General features: G+C 65.2%; 10 protein-coding genes. 5 read left to right on the top strand and 5 right to left on the bottom strand.

The window, feature by feature from the left end; translation table 11 throughout:
• Nucleotides 1-72 precede the first annotated feature (72 nt).
• Entirely contained in the window at nt 73-1,596 is a 1,524-nt protein-coding gene (locus tag RGUI_RS07970) for a glycosyltransferase family 39 protein (RefSeq protein WP_081532565.1), read from the top strand.
• A gap of 21 nt (nt 1,597-1,617) precedes the next feature.
• Here RGUI_RS07970 and RGUI_RS07965 read toward each other — a convergent pair whose 3' ends face one another.
• Genes RGUI_RS07965 through RGUI_RS07950 form a run of 4 tightly spaced genes read right to left on the bottom strand, consistent with a single transcriptional unit; the run spans nt 1,618 to nt 7,225 of the window.
• A complete protein-coding gene (locus tag RGUI_RS07965; protein WP_081532564.1) occupies nt 1,618-3,165 on the bottom strand; it encodes a Ppx/GppA family phosphatase in 1,548 nt (515 codons plus the stop codon).
• Nucleotides 3,166-3,219: 54 nt separating this feature from the next.
• Nucleotides 3,220-5,388 (bottom strand): RNA degradosome polyphosphate kinase, encoded by a 2,169-nt coding sequence (locus RGUI_RS07960; protein WP_081532563.1) that lies wholly within the window; start codon nt 5,386-5,388, stop codon nt 3,220-3,222.
• Between the two features lie 42 nt (nt 5,389-5,430).
• Nucleotides 5,431-6,117, bottom strand: a complete 687-nt coding sequence (locus RGUI_RS07955; RefSeq protein WP_081532562.1) for a DnaA ATPase domain-containing protein — start codon at nt 6,115-6,117, stop codon at nt 5,431-5,433.
• Nucleotide 6,118: 1 nt separating this feature from the next.
• On the bottom strand, nt 6,119-7,225 hold the full coding sequence (locus tag RGUI_RS07950; protein WP_081532561.1) for an AI-2E family transporter: 1,107 nt from the start codon (nt 7,223-7,225) through the stop codon (nt 6,119-6,121).
• Nucleotides 7,226-7,357: 132 nt separating this feature from the next.
• On the opposite strand from RGUI_RS07950, the gene proS reads away from it, so the two are divergent.
• From proS to RGUI_RS07930, 4 genes are all read left to right on the top strand, one after another.
• On the top strand, nt 7,358-8,749 hold the full coding sequence (gene proS, locus RGUI_RS07945) for a proline--tRNA ligase (RefSeq protein ID WP_081532560.1): 1,392 nt from the start codon (nt 7,358-7,360) through the stop codon (nt 8,747-8,749).
• Nucleotides 8,750-8,987: 238 nt separating this feature from the next.
• Nucleotides 8,988-10,334, top strand: a complete 1,347-nt coding sequence (locus RGUI_RS07940; protein ID WP_156882904.1) for a cytochrome P450 — start codon at nt 8,988-8,990, stop codon at nt 10,332-10,334.
• 147 nt (nt 10,335-10,481) lie between these two features.
• The gene (locus tag RGUI_RS07935) at nt 10,482-11,768 is read left to right on the top strand and encodes a lipoprotein-releasing ABC transporter permease subunit (RefSeq protein ID WP_081532558.1); all 1,287 of its coding nucleotides are present in this window, start codon (nt 10,482-10,484) and stop codon (nt 11,766-11,768) included.
• On the top strand, nt 11,761-12,438 hold the full coding sequence (locus tag RGUI_RS07930) for an ABC transporter ATP-binding protein (protein ID WP_081532557.1): 678 nt from the start codon (nt 11,761-11,763) through the stop codon (nt 12,436-12,438). The genes RGUI_RS07935 and RGUI_RS07930 overlap by 8 nt, the downstream gene beginning before the upstream one ends.
• A 16-nt stretch (nt 12,439-12,454) precedes the next feature.
• Here the strand turns inward: RGUI_RS07930 and RGUI_RS07925 are convergent, their stop codons facing one another.
• Nucleotides 12,455-15,337: a bifunctional diguanylate cyclase/phosphodiesterase gene (locus RGUI_RS07925; protein WP_172841110.1), complete on the bottom strand. Its 2,883-nt coding sequence runs from the start codon at nt 15,335-15,337 to the stop codon at nt 12,455-12,457.
• Nucleotides 15,338-15,404 lie beyond the last annotated feature (67 nt).

The raw sequence follows: 15,404 nt of genomic DNA, 5'->3' as shown, positions 1-15,404 counted from the left end.
GAGCCTGTGGCAATCCCCTGCAATCCATCCTAACAGGGCCGGGTGACCACAGGCCGCCGGGATGGGCGCATCATGACAGACCGTTTTCGGAAACTTGCACGCCTTGTGTTGGAGCGTGAGCCGGGTCCGGCCGGGCAGGCATTGCCCACGGCCCGGCAGGCATGGGCCCCTTTGCTGCTGGCCGCCGCGCTGCTGGCGATATTCGCGGCTGTCTACATCCCGATGCTGCCGACCGGCGGGATCAGCCAGTATGACGAGTTTACGACCCTAGACCGCACGATGGGCTTTGCCCGGCAGGACGACTGGCTGACGGTTTATTACAAGAACGAGCCGAGCTTCCGCAAACCGCCCCTGCAATACTGGATGAGTGCGGGGCTGATGCAGGCCGGTGTCGATCAGACCTTGGCCGTGCGGCTGCCCTCGATGGTCTTTGCCCTGGCAACGCTTGTGGCGACGGGGCTGCTGGCGGCCCTGGTGATGCCGTGGAACCTGTGGGCCGTGCCCGCGGCGATGCTTCTTCTGGCAAGCTCCACGCAGTTCTGGGCTTATGCCGCCTCGGCAATGCTCGACAGTGGGGCCGCGCTGTTTGCCGTGCTTGCGCTGGCCGCGGCGCTTGTCGCCCTGCGCCGTCCGGGCTGGTGGTATGCCTGTGCGCTGGCCGTCGGTCTGGGGGCGTGGCAGAAGGCGCCCGTGCCGTTGGTCCTGGTCGGGTTGTTCCTTTTCTTGCTGGCAAAGGTCGGGTCGGGCTTCCGTTATGCCGACATCAAGACAAACGTCCATTTCCGCTATGCGCTTCGTCTTGCACTGGTGCTGACCTTCGCCTGGCCGGCATTCCAGACGGTGCTGTACGGCTATGAAGTGATCGAGGACCTCTATGGCGGGCAGATGATCGAACGGTTCGCGCCAGTTGCACCGCTGAAACAGCCGCGCGGGTGGGAGCAGTTCGAACAACTCGTCATCGTGGGTGAACCGGTACTGCGCTGGGCCGGGATCGCGGCGCTTCTCTGGTTGCCGTGGCGGCTGAAACGTCCGGAGTTGCGCGTGCTTCCGGCGCTCTTTGCGATCTACGTCGTCGCCATGCTGCTGGCGGGCGGCAGCGTCTATTCCCGCTATACGCTGATCTTCCTGCCGCTGTTGCCGGTGGCACTGGCCGCAGTCTCCCTGTCTTTCTTCCGGCGGCCCTGGGCGCCCTTGTTGCTGGTCCTCGTCGTGTCAGCCGTCAGCGGCAGCCCTTTCAAATCGCCCGAGACACTGGGAGTGTACCAAAGCGACAAGCTGCAGACGCAGTTGCAGGTGCTGGCAGAGGTCGGGCAAAGCCTGAGACCGGAGGAACGGCTGATCACCTGCAACTGGAACCGGGACAGCCGGTTCCTGCCGGGTGCGGTGTCCATCCTCGCCTCGGGCGGGCGGGTGTTTGTCGGTCTCAATACGCCGACCCAGTTTGACAGGTATCACGAGATGGGGCGGCTCGACGGGCCGGTGCGTGGCGTTTGCACCGCTGAGGAACTGGACGAAATCTTGCCGCGTCTGGAGGGCGTGAAACGGGAGCGGATGCTCGCGGACTATGTTGTCTGGACGGCGGAGGCCGTGAACTGACGCCCATCCGGGCGGCAGCACTCACTCCGCGCGGATCTGCACCTCGGTTTCCACCCCAAGCGACTTGGCCAGCGAGGCAAGCCGAGCCTGCGCAACCTCGCCGAAAAGCGGTTCGGCGGGGGCCGAGACGATCAGTTCCAGCAGGTTCTTGCTTGTGTAAAGCCGCAATTCGGCCAGTCGATCCGGTTCGTCGGTGGAAAACATCGACCCGAAGCGCATCGCCTTGCCAAGCACTTCCGCCTCGGACAGTTGCTCGGACGTCAGCAACTTGAACAGCGGCTCGAACCGGCTTCCGGAGCGGTTGTTCTTGTAGCGGTGCAGCAGCGAGACGCCCAGAAACACCCGTTCCCAGTGTTCCAGCCCGCCAAGATTGGCCCGCGTCGCGCTGTCAAAGCAGACCTCGTGGCGATAGTCGGGATGGGCGCGCCACGCGATGTCGTGCAGGTGGCAGGCCGCACGGATCAGACGGCGTTTTTCCGGCCCGGCCTCACCGAACAACGGCAGGACGAAGTTGTAGAGCTGCTTGCCGAAGCCCGGCAGGCGGGCGGCACTGGCCTCGGCAAAGCGGCAGGCTTCGATCAGCGGGTCGCGGGCGCGCAGCTCTCCCGGCATCTGCTCGTACAGCAGGCCTTCGCGAATACCGTAGCTGGACACTGCGATCTCAAGCGGTGCGAGTTGCGCCACAAGCTTGCGCAGCACCTGTGCGGCCAGCGGAACCAGCGCCATCCGGTCGGACGAGGTGCCGGTCCGCGCGCGCAGGGCGTCAGGGTCGTTGTCGGCGATCCAGTCGATGGTCTCTTCCAGCGAGGCGCGATCCAGCCGGTATTCGTGCAGAACGGTCAGCGGATAGCCGCGCCGCTCCATGTCCAGCCTTGCAATGGCCCGCCACGATCCCCCCACCAGATACAGCCGCGCCGGGGCGGGGGGCATCAATTCGACCAGCTTCTCGACCTCTTCGGCGATATAGCGCTCCAGCTCTTTCTTGCCGCCCTCGACATCGCGCAGCTTCAGCGGGCCGAGGGGAGACGTCCCGCGCCGGCCGACCATGCCGCCGCGCAATTCCGCCAGTTCCATGGACGACCCGCCGATATCGCAGACCACGCCCTCCGCCCCCGGCCAGCCCAGAAGAACGCCCTGTGCCGACAGGCGCGCCTCCTCCGTTCCGTCGATGACCCAGGGTTTCAGACCCGTCTCCCGTTCGATCTGGGCACGGAATTCGGCGCCGTCGCTGGAATCGCGCATCGCGGCGGTGGCCACTACCGTCAGCGGGGCTGCGCCCATCGCCTCCCCCAGCAGGGCGAAGCGCTTCAATGCGCCAAGCGCGCGCTTGCGGCCCTCTGGCGACAGGTGCCCGGTTTCGCCCAGACCCGCGCCAAGGCCGCACATCACCTTTTCATTGAAGAAATACGCCGGGCTGCGCGCCGCGCCGTCGAACACCACCAGCCGGACGGAGTTCGACCCGATATCCACCACGCCGACCCGGGCCAGGGCGCGTGCCTCGGGACCTCCGAAAAGCGGTCTGCCGAAGGGATCCCAGCTTTCGGATTGGTCGTCCGACCTGCCGTCCATCTGCCTGCTCATCCATGTTCGCGCGCCGACCTTGCCAAAGGCCTGTCGGTCGCGTCAATCGTCCTCTTTGCCCAGATGCGGAACATCTGCCGCACCCGCGGACCCGCGGCCCGAAAGCGACGGGTTTTCCATGAAGAACCTGTGACAGTTGAACGCGTCCTCGCGGGCAGGGGCCCGGATGAAATGGCCGTCGGGCTGCATCACCCAGCTTTGCGCCTCGTCCGCGAGGTTGGCTGCCATGATCTGGTCGACGATCTGTGCCTTGACCGTGGGGTTGGTGCATTCGACCAGCGTTTCGACGCGGCGGTTGAGGTTGCGGCCCATCCAGTCGGCGGACGAGATATAGACCCGTGCCTGCGGCGAGGGCAGCCCGTGGCCATTGCCGAAGCACACGATGCGCGAATGTTCCAGAAACCGCCCGATGATCGACTTGACCCGGATGTTTTCCGACAGGCCCTTGATCCCGGGCCGGACACCGCAGATGCCGCGCACCACAAGGTCGATCTTCACGCCCGCCGCCGAGGCCGCGTAAAGCGCGTCGATGATGTCGGATTCGATCAGGGAGTTCATCTTGCCCCAGACCTGCGCCGGGCGGCCGGCCCTGGCATGCTCTGCCTCCTGCTGCAGCCGCTCGATCAGGGTCGATTTCAGCGTCAGGGGCGAGATCGCGAGGTTTTCCAGACCCTCCGGTTCCGCATAGCCGCCGATATAGTTGAACACCTTGGTCGCGTCGCGGCCAAGGGCGGCATCGCAGGTGAAAAACGACAGGTCGGTATAGATGCGCGCGGTGATCGGGTGGTAGTTGCCCGTCCCGTAATGGGTATAGGTCACCAACTGGTCGCCCTCGCGCCGGACGACGGTGCTGATCTTGGCGTGGGTCTTGTAGTTGATGAAGCCATAGACCACATGCGCGCCCGAGCGTTCCAGACGCCGCGACTGCCGGATATTGGCGGCCTCGTCGAAGCGGGCCTTCAGTTCCACCAGCGCCGTCACCGATTTGCCGTCCTCGGCCGCTTCGCAGAGCGAATCCACGATGGGGGAGTTCTTCGAGGTCCGGTAGAGCGTCTGCTTGATCGCCACCACGTCGGGGTCGCGCGCGGCCTGTTCCAGAAACCGAACGACCATGTCGAAGGTTTCATACGGGTGGTGCAGCAGCATGTCCTTGTGCCGGATCGCCGCGAACATGTCACCGTCATGGTCCTGCACGCGTTCCGGCACCCGTGGGGTAAAGGCGGGCCACAGCAGATCGGGGCGTTCGTCCAGCACCAGTTCGGACAGGTCGGCCACACCGATGACGCCGCGCACCTCGATCACCTCTTCCTCGGTGATGTGCAGCTCTTCCATGATGACGCGGCGCAGTTCCTCGGGCGCGCCGGCAGACATCTTCATGCGGACGACCTCGCCCCGGCGGCGGCGCTTCAGGGCGACCTCGAACTCGCGCACGAGGTCTTCGGCCTCTTCCTCGAGTTCCAGGTCGCTGTCGCGAAGCACGCGGAAGGTGCAACTGCCGGTGGACCGATACCCGGGGAACAGCCAGCCCAGATGGATCAGCAGCAATTCTTCCAGCGGCAGGAAGCGGGCCTGCCCGTCGCGCCCGGGCAGGCGCACGAACCGGTCGATCTGGTGGGGGATCGGCAAGAGCGCCTGCAAGGGCTGGCTGTCGCGGACCCGCTCTAGCTGTAGCGCAAGGCAGAAACCGGTGTTCGGGATGAAGGGGAACGGATGCGCCGGGTCGATGGCCAGCGGGGACAGCACCGGAAAGACCTTGTGCAGGAAGTGGTCCTGCAAATGCTCCTTGTCGGATTTCGTCAGCTTGGAGCGGGTGAGGATATGGATGCCCTGCTCCTCCATCTCGCGCTTGAGCTTGTTCCACGCCGTCTGCTGCGCTTGCAGCAGTTTCCGGGCATCGCGGTCGATCAGGACAAGCTGTTCGGCCGGGGTCAGCCCGTCGGCCGCGGGCGTCGTGTTACCCTTTTTCGCAAGTTCCCTCAGGCCCGCCACGCGCACCGTGTAGAATTCGTCGAGGTTCGTGGCCGAGATCGAGACGAACCTCACCCGTTCCAGAAGGGGCACGCGCGGGTTCGATGCCTCTTCCAGCACGCGCCAGTTGAAGCCCAGCCAGCTCAGTTCGCGGTTGTAGAACCGCTTGGGCCCAAGCTTCTGCGGCTCTGGCAACTCGACGGGATCGGGGTAGGGGGCGTTCAGGAAATCGGCCTGGATCATCACTGTCCGTGTCTGGTTCTGGGATTCTGGAGCGGCTCCCCCTTATCGGGTGGGAGGGCCGACCTTGTCCAGCACTTCACCGGCCAGCTTCACGCCCGGTTTGCGCCCGGTCGACAGCGCCTCCCGGTCGATGGCGGTCACGATCCGCGCGGCGGCTGCGAAAGACCGTTCCATGCGCGGCACAAGGTACCGGATCAGATGGGGGGTCACGGCAAGCTGCCGGTCATTGAAAAGCTTGACCAGAATTGCGGCAAGAAGGGCATCGTCGGGCGGGTCCAGCCGGGCCGTCGCCGTGGCCGTCAGGCGGCTGGCCAGATCGGGCAGGATCGGGGGCCAGTCGCGCGGCGGTGTGCGCGCGGTCAATAGGAGCGGCACCCTTTGCGCCCCGGCCAGGTTGTGCACATGAAAAAGCGCGGTTTCCGCCTCCCGGTCCCCGGCGATGCGGTCGACATTCTCGACGATCGTTCCGCCTTTGTCCAGCAGGGCGGGCGGATCGGACAGGGCCGGATCGCCGGCCTGAACCAGCGGGGCCCCGGTCATTTCGGCCCAGACATGGGAAAGATGGGTCTTGCCCGCCCCGACGGCCCCGATCAGCAAGAGCTTGCCCGACGGCCAGTCGCGCCACGCATCGATCTGCGCCACGGCCCGTTCATTGGCCGGGGCGACGAAGAAGTCCTCCCTTCCCCGGGCGGGGCGCACCGGCAGGTCGAAGATCAACTGGCGCGCCATGTCAGGCGTTGTCCTCGCCATCCTGTTGGGCGCGGGCGTCCTCTTCGGCCCGAAGGCCGGTATGGCCCTTGTAAAGGAGGCTGTCCTTGTACTGCGATATGCCGAACCGGATCAGCACGCCCAGAACCGCGGCAATCGGAACGGCCGCCAATAGCCCGACGAAGCCGAACACCGCCCCAAGGGCCGACAGCGCGAAGATCAGCCAGACCGGGTGCAGGCCCACCGAGCCCCCGACAAGCTTTGGCGTCAGGATGTTGCCCTCCACGATCTGGCCGAAGACGAAGATGCCGCCGGCGGCCGCGATCATCCACCACTCCCCCCAGAACTGAAACACGGCCAGCCCGACCGCCAGAACGAAGCCGACGACGGATCCCACGAACGGGATGAAGGATAACAGCCCCGAGGCAAAGCCGACGATCAGGCCGAAGTTCAACCCGATGGCGGTCAGCGCCACGGCGTAGAACGTCCCCTGGATCAGGCAGACCGTGACCTGCCCGCGGATGAACCCGGCAAGGGAGGTATCGATCTCGCGTGCAAGCTCTCTGATCTGGGGCGCATGGTCCAGCGGCAGCAGGGCGTCGACCTCGGCCACCATACGGTCCCAGTCCATCAGCAGGTAGAAGATCAGAACCGGCACGAGGAAGATCAGGAAGGCGATGTTCACAAGACTGGCAAGGGACGCGATGGCCCCATTCAGAAGCTCGCCGCCCTTCGACTTGATCGCCTCGCCGATTTCGACCAGCGTCTGCCGAACGGTCGACCCGTCCTGGTCCAGCGCCGGGAACTTCTGGCTGAGGAAAGCCTGGAAATCGCGCGCGATCTCTGGCGCGACATTCACAAGCGACACCGCCTGCCGGATCAGTTCCGGCAGGATCAGCAGCGCGGCAATCGTGAAGAACAGGGTCGAGCCCAGCGTGATCGTGACCGTCGCCCAGACCCGGCTGAACCCCGCGCGCTCCAACCGGTCGGCCACGGGATCAAGAAAATAGGCCACCGCCATGCCGACAAGGAAGGGCGTGATGACATCGCCCAGAAACCAAAGCAGCGCAAACAGCACCGCCGCCGCGATGCCCCAATACGTAATCTGTTGCCTGACCGGCAGGGCCATGGGGTTCCTCGTCTTGCCTGTCGCACAACTCATCGCGCGGCGGCGCGTTTGGCGCAAGGGCGGCGCTTGTGCGGCTGTCCGCGATGACATAGGACAGCGGGGACGTCAAATCACGAGGCAAGAGATCCGAAAATGCGCCTGTCCCGCTATTTTCTGCCGGTTCTGAAGGAAACGCCGTCCGAAGCCCAGATCGCCAGCCACCGCCTGATGCTGCGTGCGGGCATGATCAAGCAGGCCGCCGCGGGGATCTATTCCTGGCTGCCGATGGGCTTCAAGGTGCTCAAGAAGATCGAAGCCATCGTGCATGAGGAGCAGATCCGCGCCGGCCACATCCCGATGCTGATGCCGACCCTGCAATCGGCGGACCTATGGCGCGAATCCGGCCGCTATGACGATTACGGCGAAGAGATGCTGCGCATCACCGACCGGCACGGGCGGGATATGCTTTACGGTCCCACGAACGAAGAACTGATCACCGACATCTTCCGCGCCCATGTGGGCAGCTACAAGGACCTGCCGCTGACGCTCTACCATATCCAGTGGAAGTTCCGCGACGAGATCCGCCCGCGCTTCGGCGTGATGCGGGGGCGCGAATTCTACATGAAAGACGGCTATAACTTCGACATCGACTATGACAGCGCGATCCATGCCTATAACCGGCACATGGTCAGCTATCTGCGAACCTACGAACGGATGGGTCTGAAGGCGATCCCGATGCGCGCCGACAGCGGCCCGATCGGCGGGGACGACACCCATGAATTCCTCGTGCTGGCCGATACCGGGGAGTCCGAGGTGTTCTATGACAGCGCGATCCTCGACCTGACCTTCGGTGATCGACAAGTCGATTTCGGCAACCGCGAGGAATGCGCGCAGATCGTCGAGGAATGGACGACGCCCTATGCCCGCACCGATGAAACCCATGACGAGGCGGTGTTCAATCAGGTGCCCGAGGCGCGGCGCAAGACGTCCCGCGGGATCGAGGTCGGCCAGATCTTCTATTTCGGGACCAAGTATTCCGAACCCATGGGCGCCGTGGTCACCAACGACAAGGGGGAGCGTGTGCCGGTCCACATGGGCAGCCACGGCATCGGCGTGTCGCGTCTGGTGGGCGCGATCATCGAGGCCAGCCATGACGACAACGGCATCATCTGGCCCGAGGGCGTGACCCCCTTCCATTGCGGGATCGTGAATCTGAAACAGGGCGACGACGCTGCCGATGCCGCCTGTGCGGGCCTTTACAAGGCGTTGGTCGAAAAGGGGCTGGAGCCGCTTTACGACGACCGGGAGGAACGCGCGGGCGCCAAGTTCGCGACGATGGACCTGATCGGCCTGCCGTGGCGGATGACCGTCGGGCCGCGGGGTCTGAAGAACGGGGTTGTTGAGTTGACCTCGCGCCGCACCGGCGAGAGCGAGGAAATGAGCCCCGAGGCCGCGGTGGCGAAAGTGGCCGAGATCTACGCCCCCCACCACACCGCCGCCCATTGGGAACCGATGGCGAAGTCGAGCTTCCACACCTGGCTTTGATCGCCCTTCTGCGCCCCGGACACTGATCCGGGGCCACTCTGCGGCTTGGCCGCGCGATCTGGCGGACATTCCGGCTGTGCGCCCTTGCCGCATCCATCGCCGATATTGACGAACAGACCGCGCCCCGGCGAAACTGCCCTGCACGGCGCCGGGGCGTTCGGTCCGCGCCGGTCTCCGCTGTGTGATCCATGGCGGTGCAGGACAGTGGGGGGCTGCGGTGGCGCTGGATTCAGGGGCGATGACCAGGGTGCCGGTGGGGGTGCGCCCCGCCAACGGGCCGCTCGGCCCGCTGGCCGCCTATCGGACGGCGCGGCGCAATGTCCTCGAACTGATCCCGGCAGAGGCGTATAGCGCCCCCTTCGTGTTTCACGATGGACCCAGCCCGTGGCTTTACGTGACAGAGCCGGCGGCGGTCCAGCATGTGCTGACCGAACATGAGGCTTATCCGAAATCGGCGATGCTCTTGCGCCTGATGCAGCCGCGACGGGGCAGCAACCTTGCCGTGACATCGGGCGCGGACTGGCGGCGGCAGCGCAAGGCGCTGGCCCCGGCCTTCACACCGCAGGCACTGGCCGCCATGGGCCCGGCGACCGGGGCGGCGGCGCGCGATGCGGCCGAACGGCTGGCCACCCGTTCGGGGGAGGTCGTCGATGTACTGCCGCATATGGTTGAGGCCACGACCGATGTGATCTGCGAGGTCATGCTGTCGGGTCGCGATGTGATCGACCGGCGGGCGCTGACACAGTCCGTCGACCGGCTGGTCGGGGCGATTACGCGGGTGTCGGTTTTCGACCTCTTCAAGATTCCCAACCGGGTTCCACGCCCCGCCGAGGTCTTTGACCAGAGCCGCGCACGGATGGACCGGCTGGCCGACCGATTGATCGCTGACAGAAGATCGCGCGGCCCGTCCGATCCGCCGGACGTGCTGGACCTGATGATCGGGCCGCGCGATTCCGATTGCGGTCTTGATGACCTTGAGATTCGGAACAACCTGCTTGGGTTCCTGTTCGCGGGGCATGAGCCGACCGCCCTGTCGCTGACCTGGGCGCTCTATCTTCTGGCTTTCGATCCAGAGGTTCAGGCCCAAGCCCGGGGCGAGGCCGACGCCGCGATCTCGGGCGGGGTGGCACGCCATGATGACTTGCCGCGGTTGGGATACATTCGTCAGGTCGTGGAAGAGGCGCTGCGCCTTTACCCGCCCGCCGGTTTTCTGACGCGAACCGCGGCCCGCGATGGGGAAATCGGGCCGCATTTCGTCCCCAAAGGCGCCAATGTGGTTCTGCCGGTCTATGCGATGCACCGTCACGAGGGGCTTTGGACCGCGCCCAACGCCTTCGACCCGGGCCGGTTCGGGCCCGACCGGCTGACGCCGCGCGAGAAATCCGCCTTCCTGCCATTCGGCGGGGGGCCGCGCATCTGTATCGGCGCCACGATGGCCGTGACCGAGGCGACGCTGATCCTCGCGACGCTTCTGACGCGGCTCTCCTTTGCCCTGCCGCCCGGTTTTTCTCCGCAGCCGCAGATGTGGTTCACCCTGCGGCCGGGCACGGGGATGAAGCTCCGCATAAGCAAAAGGCCGTCCTGAGACGTCCCCCGGATCCCGACCCGGGGCCAGCTGTCGTAAGTGGCGGGCCACGGGGAAAGCGCCGAAGCAGGTCTGCCCGTGCCCGCTTGACCTTGTCCGCCGCGGCCCCCACTGTCCGCCGCGCCGACCGATTACAGGACAGTCCCCTTGGCCCACAGCCCCCCACCCTTTGCCCCGTTCGAATGGATGATTGCCTGGCGCTATCTTCGCGCGCGCCGGGCCGAGGGCGGCGTCAGCGTGATGACATGGATCAGCCTGATCGGCATTGCACTGGCGGTCTTTGCGCTGATCGCGACGCTGGCTGTGCGCGCAGGCTTCCGGGCCGAATTCGTCGACACGATCCTTGGCGCGAATGCCCATGTGACGGTCTATGCCTCGACCTACGTCACCGATGAGGGTGTCGCGACCCGGGTGATCGAGGATTACGCCGACATGGCCGACCGGCTGCGGGCTGTGCCGGGCGTGACCCGTGCTGCGCCGTTGGTCCGGGGGCAGGTGATGGCGGCGTCAAACAACGGCAATGCGGGGGTCGAGGTCTACGGCATCGCGGCGGCGGACCTCGCCGCCATCCCCCGGATCGGACATTCGGAGGAAGCGCGCGGCGACATCGCCCGGTTCGACGACGGCATAGCCATCGGATCGGGCGTGGCGCGCGAATTGCTGGTGGGCGTGGGCGACAGGATCAAGCTGATCTCGCCCGATGGGGTCAAGACGCCCTTCGGCACCAGCCCGCGGGTCAAGGCGTATGAGGTCGTCTATATCTTCAGCGCGGGCCGCTATGACATCGACCGCACCCGCATCTACATGCCGTTCGCCGAGGCGCAGGCCTATTTCAACCGCGAAGGCGTCGCCGACGAGATGGAGGTGATGGTCAAGGACCCCGAGCGGGTGGAGGAGGTGATCCCCGCCCTGCTGGCGGCATCGGACGACAACGCGCTGGTCTGGACGTGGCGCGATGCCTCGGGCGCGTTTCTGCGGGCGCTGACGATCGAGGACAACGTGATGTTCATCATCCTCTCGATCCTCGTGCTGATCGCCACGATGAACATCGTCTCTGGCCTGATCATGCTGGTGAAGAACAAGGGGCGCGATATCGGCATCCTGCGCACGATGGGGTTGAGCGAAGGTTCCGTCCTGCGGGTGTTCTTTATCTGCGGGGCGTCGGTCGGCCTGATCGGGACGGTTGCGGGCGTGATTTTCGGGTGTTTGTTCGCCATCTACATCGACCCGATCTTTTCCTTCGTGAATTACGTCGCGGGCGGCGGGGTATGGGATCCGTCGATCCGCGGCATCTATGAACTGCCGGCCAAGCTTCAGGCCGGCGACGTCTTTTCCGCGGTCGCGCTGTCGCTGGGGCTGTCTTTCGTCGTGACGATCTTTCCTGCCCGCCGTGCCGCCCGCATGAACCCGGTGGAGGCGCTGCGCTATGAGTGATCCGGTGCTGGCGCTCGACGGGATCGAGAAGGCCTATAACAAGGGGCAGGCGGGCGAGGTGCGCGTGCTGACTGGCGCATCGCTCAGCGTGGCCGCGGGCGAGGTCGTGGCGCTGGTTGCCCCTTCCGGCGCGGGCAAGTCGACCCTGTTGCATATTGCCGGGCTTCTGGACACGCCCGATGCCGGGGCGGTTCGGATCGCCGGGCAGGACATGACGCGCGAACCCGACGGCCGGCGCACGGCGACCCGGCGCGCCGATATCGGCTTCGTCTACCAGTTCCACCACCTGTTGCCGGAGTTCACCGCCGCCGAAAACATCGTGCTGCCGCAACTGGCCGCGGGAACATCGCGGGGGGCCGCCAATGCGCGTGCGTTGGAATTGCTGGACCGTGTCGGGGTGGCACCGCGCGCCGGCCATCGGCCTGCGGCGCTGTCGGGCGGGGAACAGCAGCGGGTGGCGTTCTGCCGGGCGCTGGCCAATGGGCCAAGGCTGCTTCTGGCGGATGAGCCGACCGGAAACCTTGACCCGGCGACGGCGGAAACGGTCTTTGGCACGCTGATGGGTCTGGTGCGGGAAACGGGGCTGTCCGCGCTGATCGCAACCCACAATATCGAGCTTGCCAACCGGATGGACAGGGTTCTGCATCTGTCCGAGGGGCGGCTTGTCTGACCCTGCGATGTCAGGCTTAGGCGGGTTTCGCGGCCCGCTGTCCCGCGCGGTTCAGAATCCGCGTTGTCCGGGCTGCGTTCTCGGCCCGGCCGATGTGATAGCCTTGTAGCGCGGTACATCCCAGACGTTTGAGCAGGGAGGCCTGGTGGGCCGATTCCACCCCTTCGGCGACCACCGAGATGTCGAAGGGCGTGGCCATGTCGATGATCGCCTTGACGAAGCTCTCGCCCGTTTCCGACAGGGGGAGTTGGCGCACGATGGCCTGATCGATCTTCACCCAGTCGGGCCGGATCTTCATCACGCCGAGGATCGACGCATGGCCGGAGCCGAAATCGTCGATCTCGATCCCGATCCCCATGTCGCGCAGCCCGTCGATGTTCCAGGCGATCATTTCGGACGTGTCGTCCAGGAAGATGGATTCCAGCAATTCGAAATTGATCGTGCCCCGCGGGATGCCCATGTCTTCGACGATCTTGACCAGATTGGGTTCCAGCAGGCGCCGTGCGGATACGTTGACCGACACGGTGGGCACCTCATACCCCTCTCGCAGCCATTTCTCCCGGTCGCGCATGACGTGTTTCAGAACCTGCGCGTCCAGAACCTCTGTCAGTTTCAGCTCGTCGGCGATGGGCAGGAAGGTCGCGGGAGAGAGCGTTCCGCGTTCGGGGTGGTTCCAGCGCACCAGCGCCTCCAGCCCGATGATCGTACCGTCCACGGCCGACACTTTGGGCATGTAGGCGATGCCGAGTTCATCGGCCTCGATCGCGTCTTCCAGTTCGGCGGCAAGATTGGCCCGGTCTTTCAGGCGGCGCTCCATCTCGGGGGAGAAATAGCGGAACCGGCCGCGCCCCTCGCCCTTGGCACGGTAAAGCGCATGATCGGCGCGCTTGAACAACTCGCCCGTGCGCAGGTGATCCACGGTGCCGCCGGCCGCGCCCATGCTGACGCCAAAGCGGCACGGACGGCCGTTGAACTCGACCGTGGCCGACAGCACCGGAATGGCCGCTTCGGCAAAGGTCTTGGTGGCCTCCTCGTCCTTGCCGTTGCGAATGAGAAGGAATTCGTCCCCCCCCATGCGGGCAATGTTGTCGCCGGGTCGGGCGATTTCCCGCAGGCGGTCTCCGACGGCGGTGATGACGGCGTCGCCGGCCTCATGGCCCAGCGTGTCGTTGACATGCTTGAACCGGTCGAGGTCGATCTGGATCAGCGTGACGTCCTGCACGTCATCGGCGTATGTGCGGATCGCCTCGTCGATGCCGCGTCGGTTCAGAAGGCCGCTCAATTGGTCATGGGTCGCCCGCCATTCGAGTTCCCGCGCCTGCTGGGCCAGTTGCTCTTCCCGCGCCCGCCGTTCAGAGACATCGCGCACAACGGCGATGATCGTTGTCCGGTCTTCCATCTTGACCTGGTTGATCGAGGCTTCCAGCGGGAACTCCTCGCCATTGGCCCTCAGGCCGAACACCCCGCGCTCGCCACCAAGGCGCAGTGTGCCCTGCCGGTCTGGAAGGGAGGCGAAGTGGCGGCCATGGTTGGACCGGAAGCGTTCGGGCATCAGCGCGGTCACGTTCTTGCCGAGGATCGCGGCCTCTTCGGTTTCGAAGATCCGGAGGGCTGCCGGGTTGGCGCGCAGGATCGTGCCGTGCTCATCCGTCAGCAGGATCCCTTCCGCTGCGGAGTTGAAGATGGTTTCGGCGTTCCGGCCTTCCCGCGCCAAATCCTCCGACACCTGTTCAAAGGCATCGGCCAGCAGCCTGATCTCCTGATAGCCGTCAACCTTCAGCCGCAGGGGTTCCAGCGGAGAACGCGGTTGGTTGACGTCATGGGCCAGCCGGGTCAGGGGCCGTGCCAGCCACCGGCCGATCAGCAGCCCCGCAAGGGTGATCAACCCGACCAGAACCGCGGCGACGGCACCAATGACCATCAGTTTCTTGTTGGCCTCTGCCAGCAGGACGGACTTTTCGATCTGAACGTCCACGGTAATCGTCCGACCGCCGTCCAGTCGCGTTTCGCGGGCGATGTGGATGAACCCGTCTTGTTCGTGCATCCCCGGGGTTTCATGATGCGGCGCCACGGCCAAGTGAGCGGTCGCGTGGGATTCGGGGTCTTCAATTTCGTCGTTGAAGATCAGGTCCGGTCTCAACCGATCGGCGGAAATCGCCATCAGGTGACCTTGGTCGATGGTGATATGAAGCTCGACCCCGTTTTCGACATACTCGATCGCCCTGTGGACCAGCGCGGGATAGTCGGCATTCAGAACGATATAGCCCCCGACATCCCCCCAGTCGTCGGAAATGGCAAAAACCCCGCGGATCGTCGGGCGGCTGCCCGGTTCGACACGGCCGTTTTCCCGGTTCAGGGTCACATCGGACAGATGCCACCCGCCCGGCCACAAGCTGCGCGCGGCGCGCATGTAGGGTTCCTGCCCCTTGTCCTGCAACTCCTCCGGCGGGACGATTTCAATCCGGCCGCCCTTGTTGTTCACCCGCGCCAGTTCCGGCGCGTTCGGTCCGGCCCCGATCAGCCGGGCCTGGGTGTATTCCGGCCGCTCCGCAAGGAAGGAGGCCAGCGTCTGTTCCAGCCGGTGTCGGGCCTGTTCGGCTTTCGAAGACGGGTCCGGCGAGACAGCGCCATTGGCGTCGATCAGCCGCGCCGCGTCGTAGACATCCGGCGTGGTGGCCAGAAACCGCGCGTTCAACTGCATTTCCCGGAAAGATGAGGTCAGATTCCGTGAATGCCGGTCGACGCTGAAGGAGAGCTTTTCCAGCGCCGATTCCTGGACCGCATTGCGAACGGCGACATAGCCCAGTGTGGTCAGCGCAATCGAAACCGTCAGGGCCGACAGAACGCCAAGCCTGACCACCAGCGAGGCCAGAGAGGTATTGGAGAGAATGTTGCGCATCCGTGCCGTCCCGTTCATTCAGGAGGTGTGGTACGGCGCATGACCTTAAGATCGCCTTTTTGAAGGG

It is taken from the genome of Rhodovulum sp. P5 (assembly GCF_002079305.1).
Classification (GTDB): domain Bacteria; phylum Pseudomonadota; class Alphaproteobacteria; order Rhodobacterales; family Rhodobacteraceae; genus Rhodovulum.
The sequence above is the reverse complement of the archived record's forward strand: the minus strand, read 5'-3'. Positions and strand labels throughout refer to the sequence as shown.

Excerpts from the sequence above, each read along its gene's own strand:
- RGUI_RS07955 (WP_081532562.1), bottom strand. The coding sequence starts at position 6,117 with ATGGCGCGCCAGTTGATCTTCGACCTGCCGGTGCGCCCCGCCCGGGGA.
- RGUI_RS07970 (WP_081532565.1), top strand. The coding sequence starts at position 73 with ATGACAGACCGTTTTCGGAAACTTGCACGCCTTGTGTTGGAGCGTGAG.
- proS (WP_081532560.1), top strand. The coding sequence starts at position 7,358 with ATGCGCCTGTCCCGCTATTTTCTGCCGGTTCTGAAGGAAACGCCGTCC.
- RGUI_RS07925 (WP_172841110.1), bottom strand. The coding sequence starts at position 15,337 with ATGCGCAACATTCTCTCCAATACCTCTCTGGCCTCGCTGGTGGTCAGG.
- RGUI_RS07950 (WP_081532561.1), bottom strand. The coding sequence starts at position 7,225 with ATGGCCCTGCCGGTCAGGCAACAGATTACGTATTGGGGCATCGCGGCG.
- RGUI_RS07930 (WP_081532557.1), top strand. The coding sequence starts at position 11,761 with ATGAGTGATCCGGTGCTGGCGCTCGACGGGATCGAGAAGGCCTATAAC.
- RGUI_RS07965 (WP_081532564.1), bottom strand. The coding sequence starts at position 3,165 with ATGGACGGCAGGTCGGACGACCAATCCGAAAGCTGGGATCCCTTCGGC.
- RGUI_RS07960 (WP_081532563.1), bottom strand. The coding sequence starts at position 5,388 with ATGATCCAGGCCGATTTCCTGAACGCCCCCTACCCCGATCCCGTCGAG.
- RGUI_RS07940 (WP_156882904.1), top strand. The coding sequence starts at position 8,988 with ATGACCAGGGTGCCGGTGGGGGTGCGCCCCGCCAACGGGCCGCTCGGC.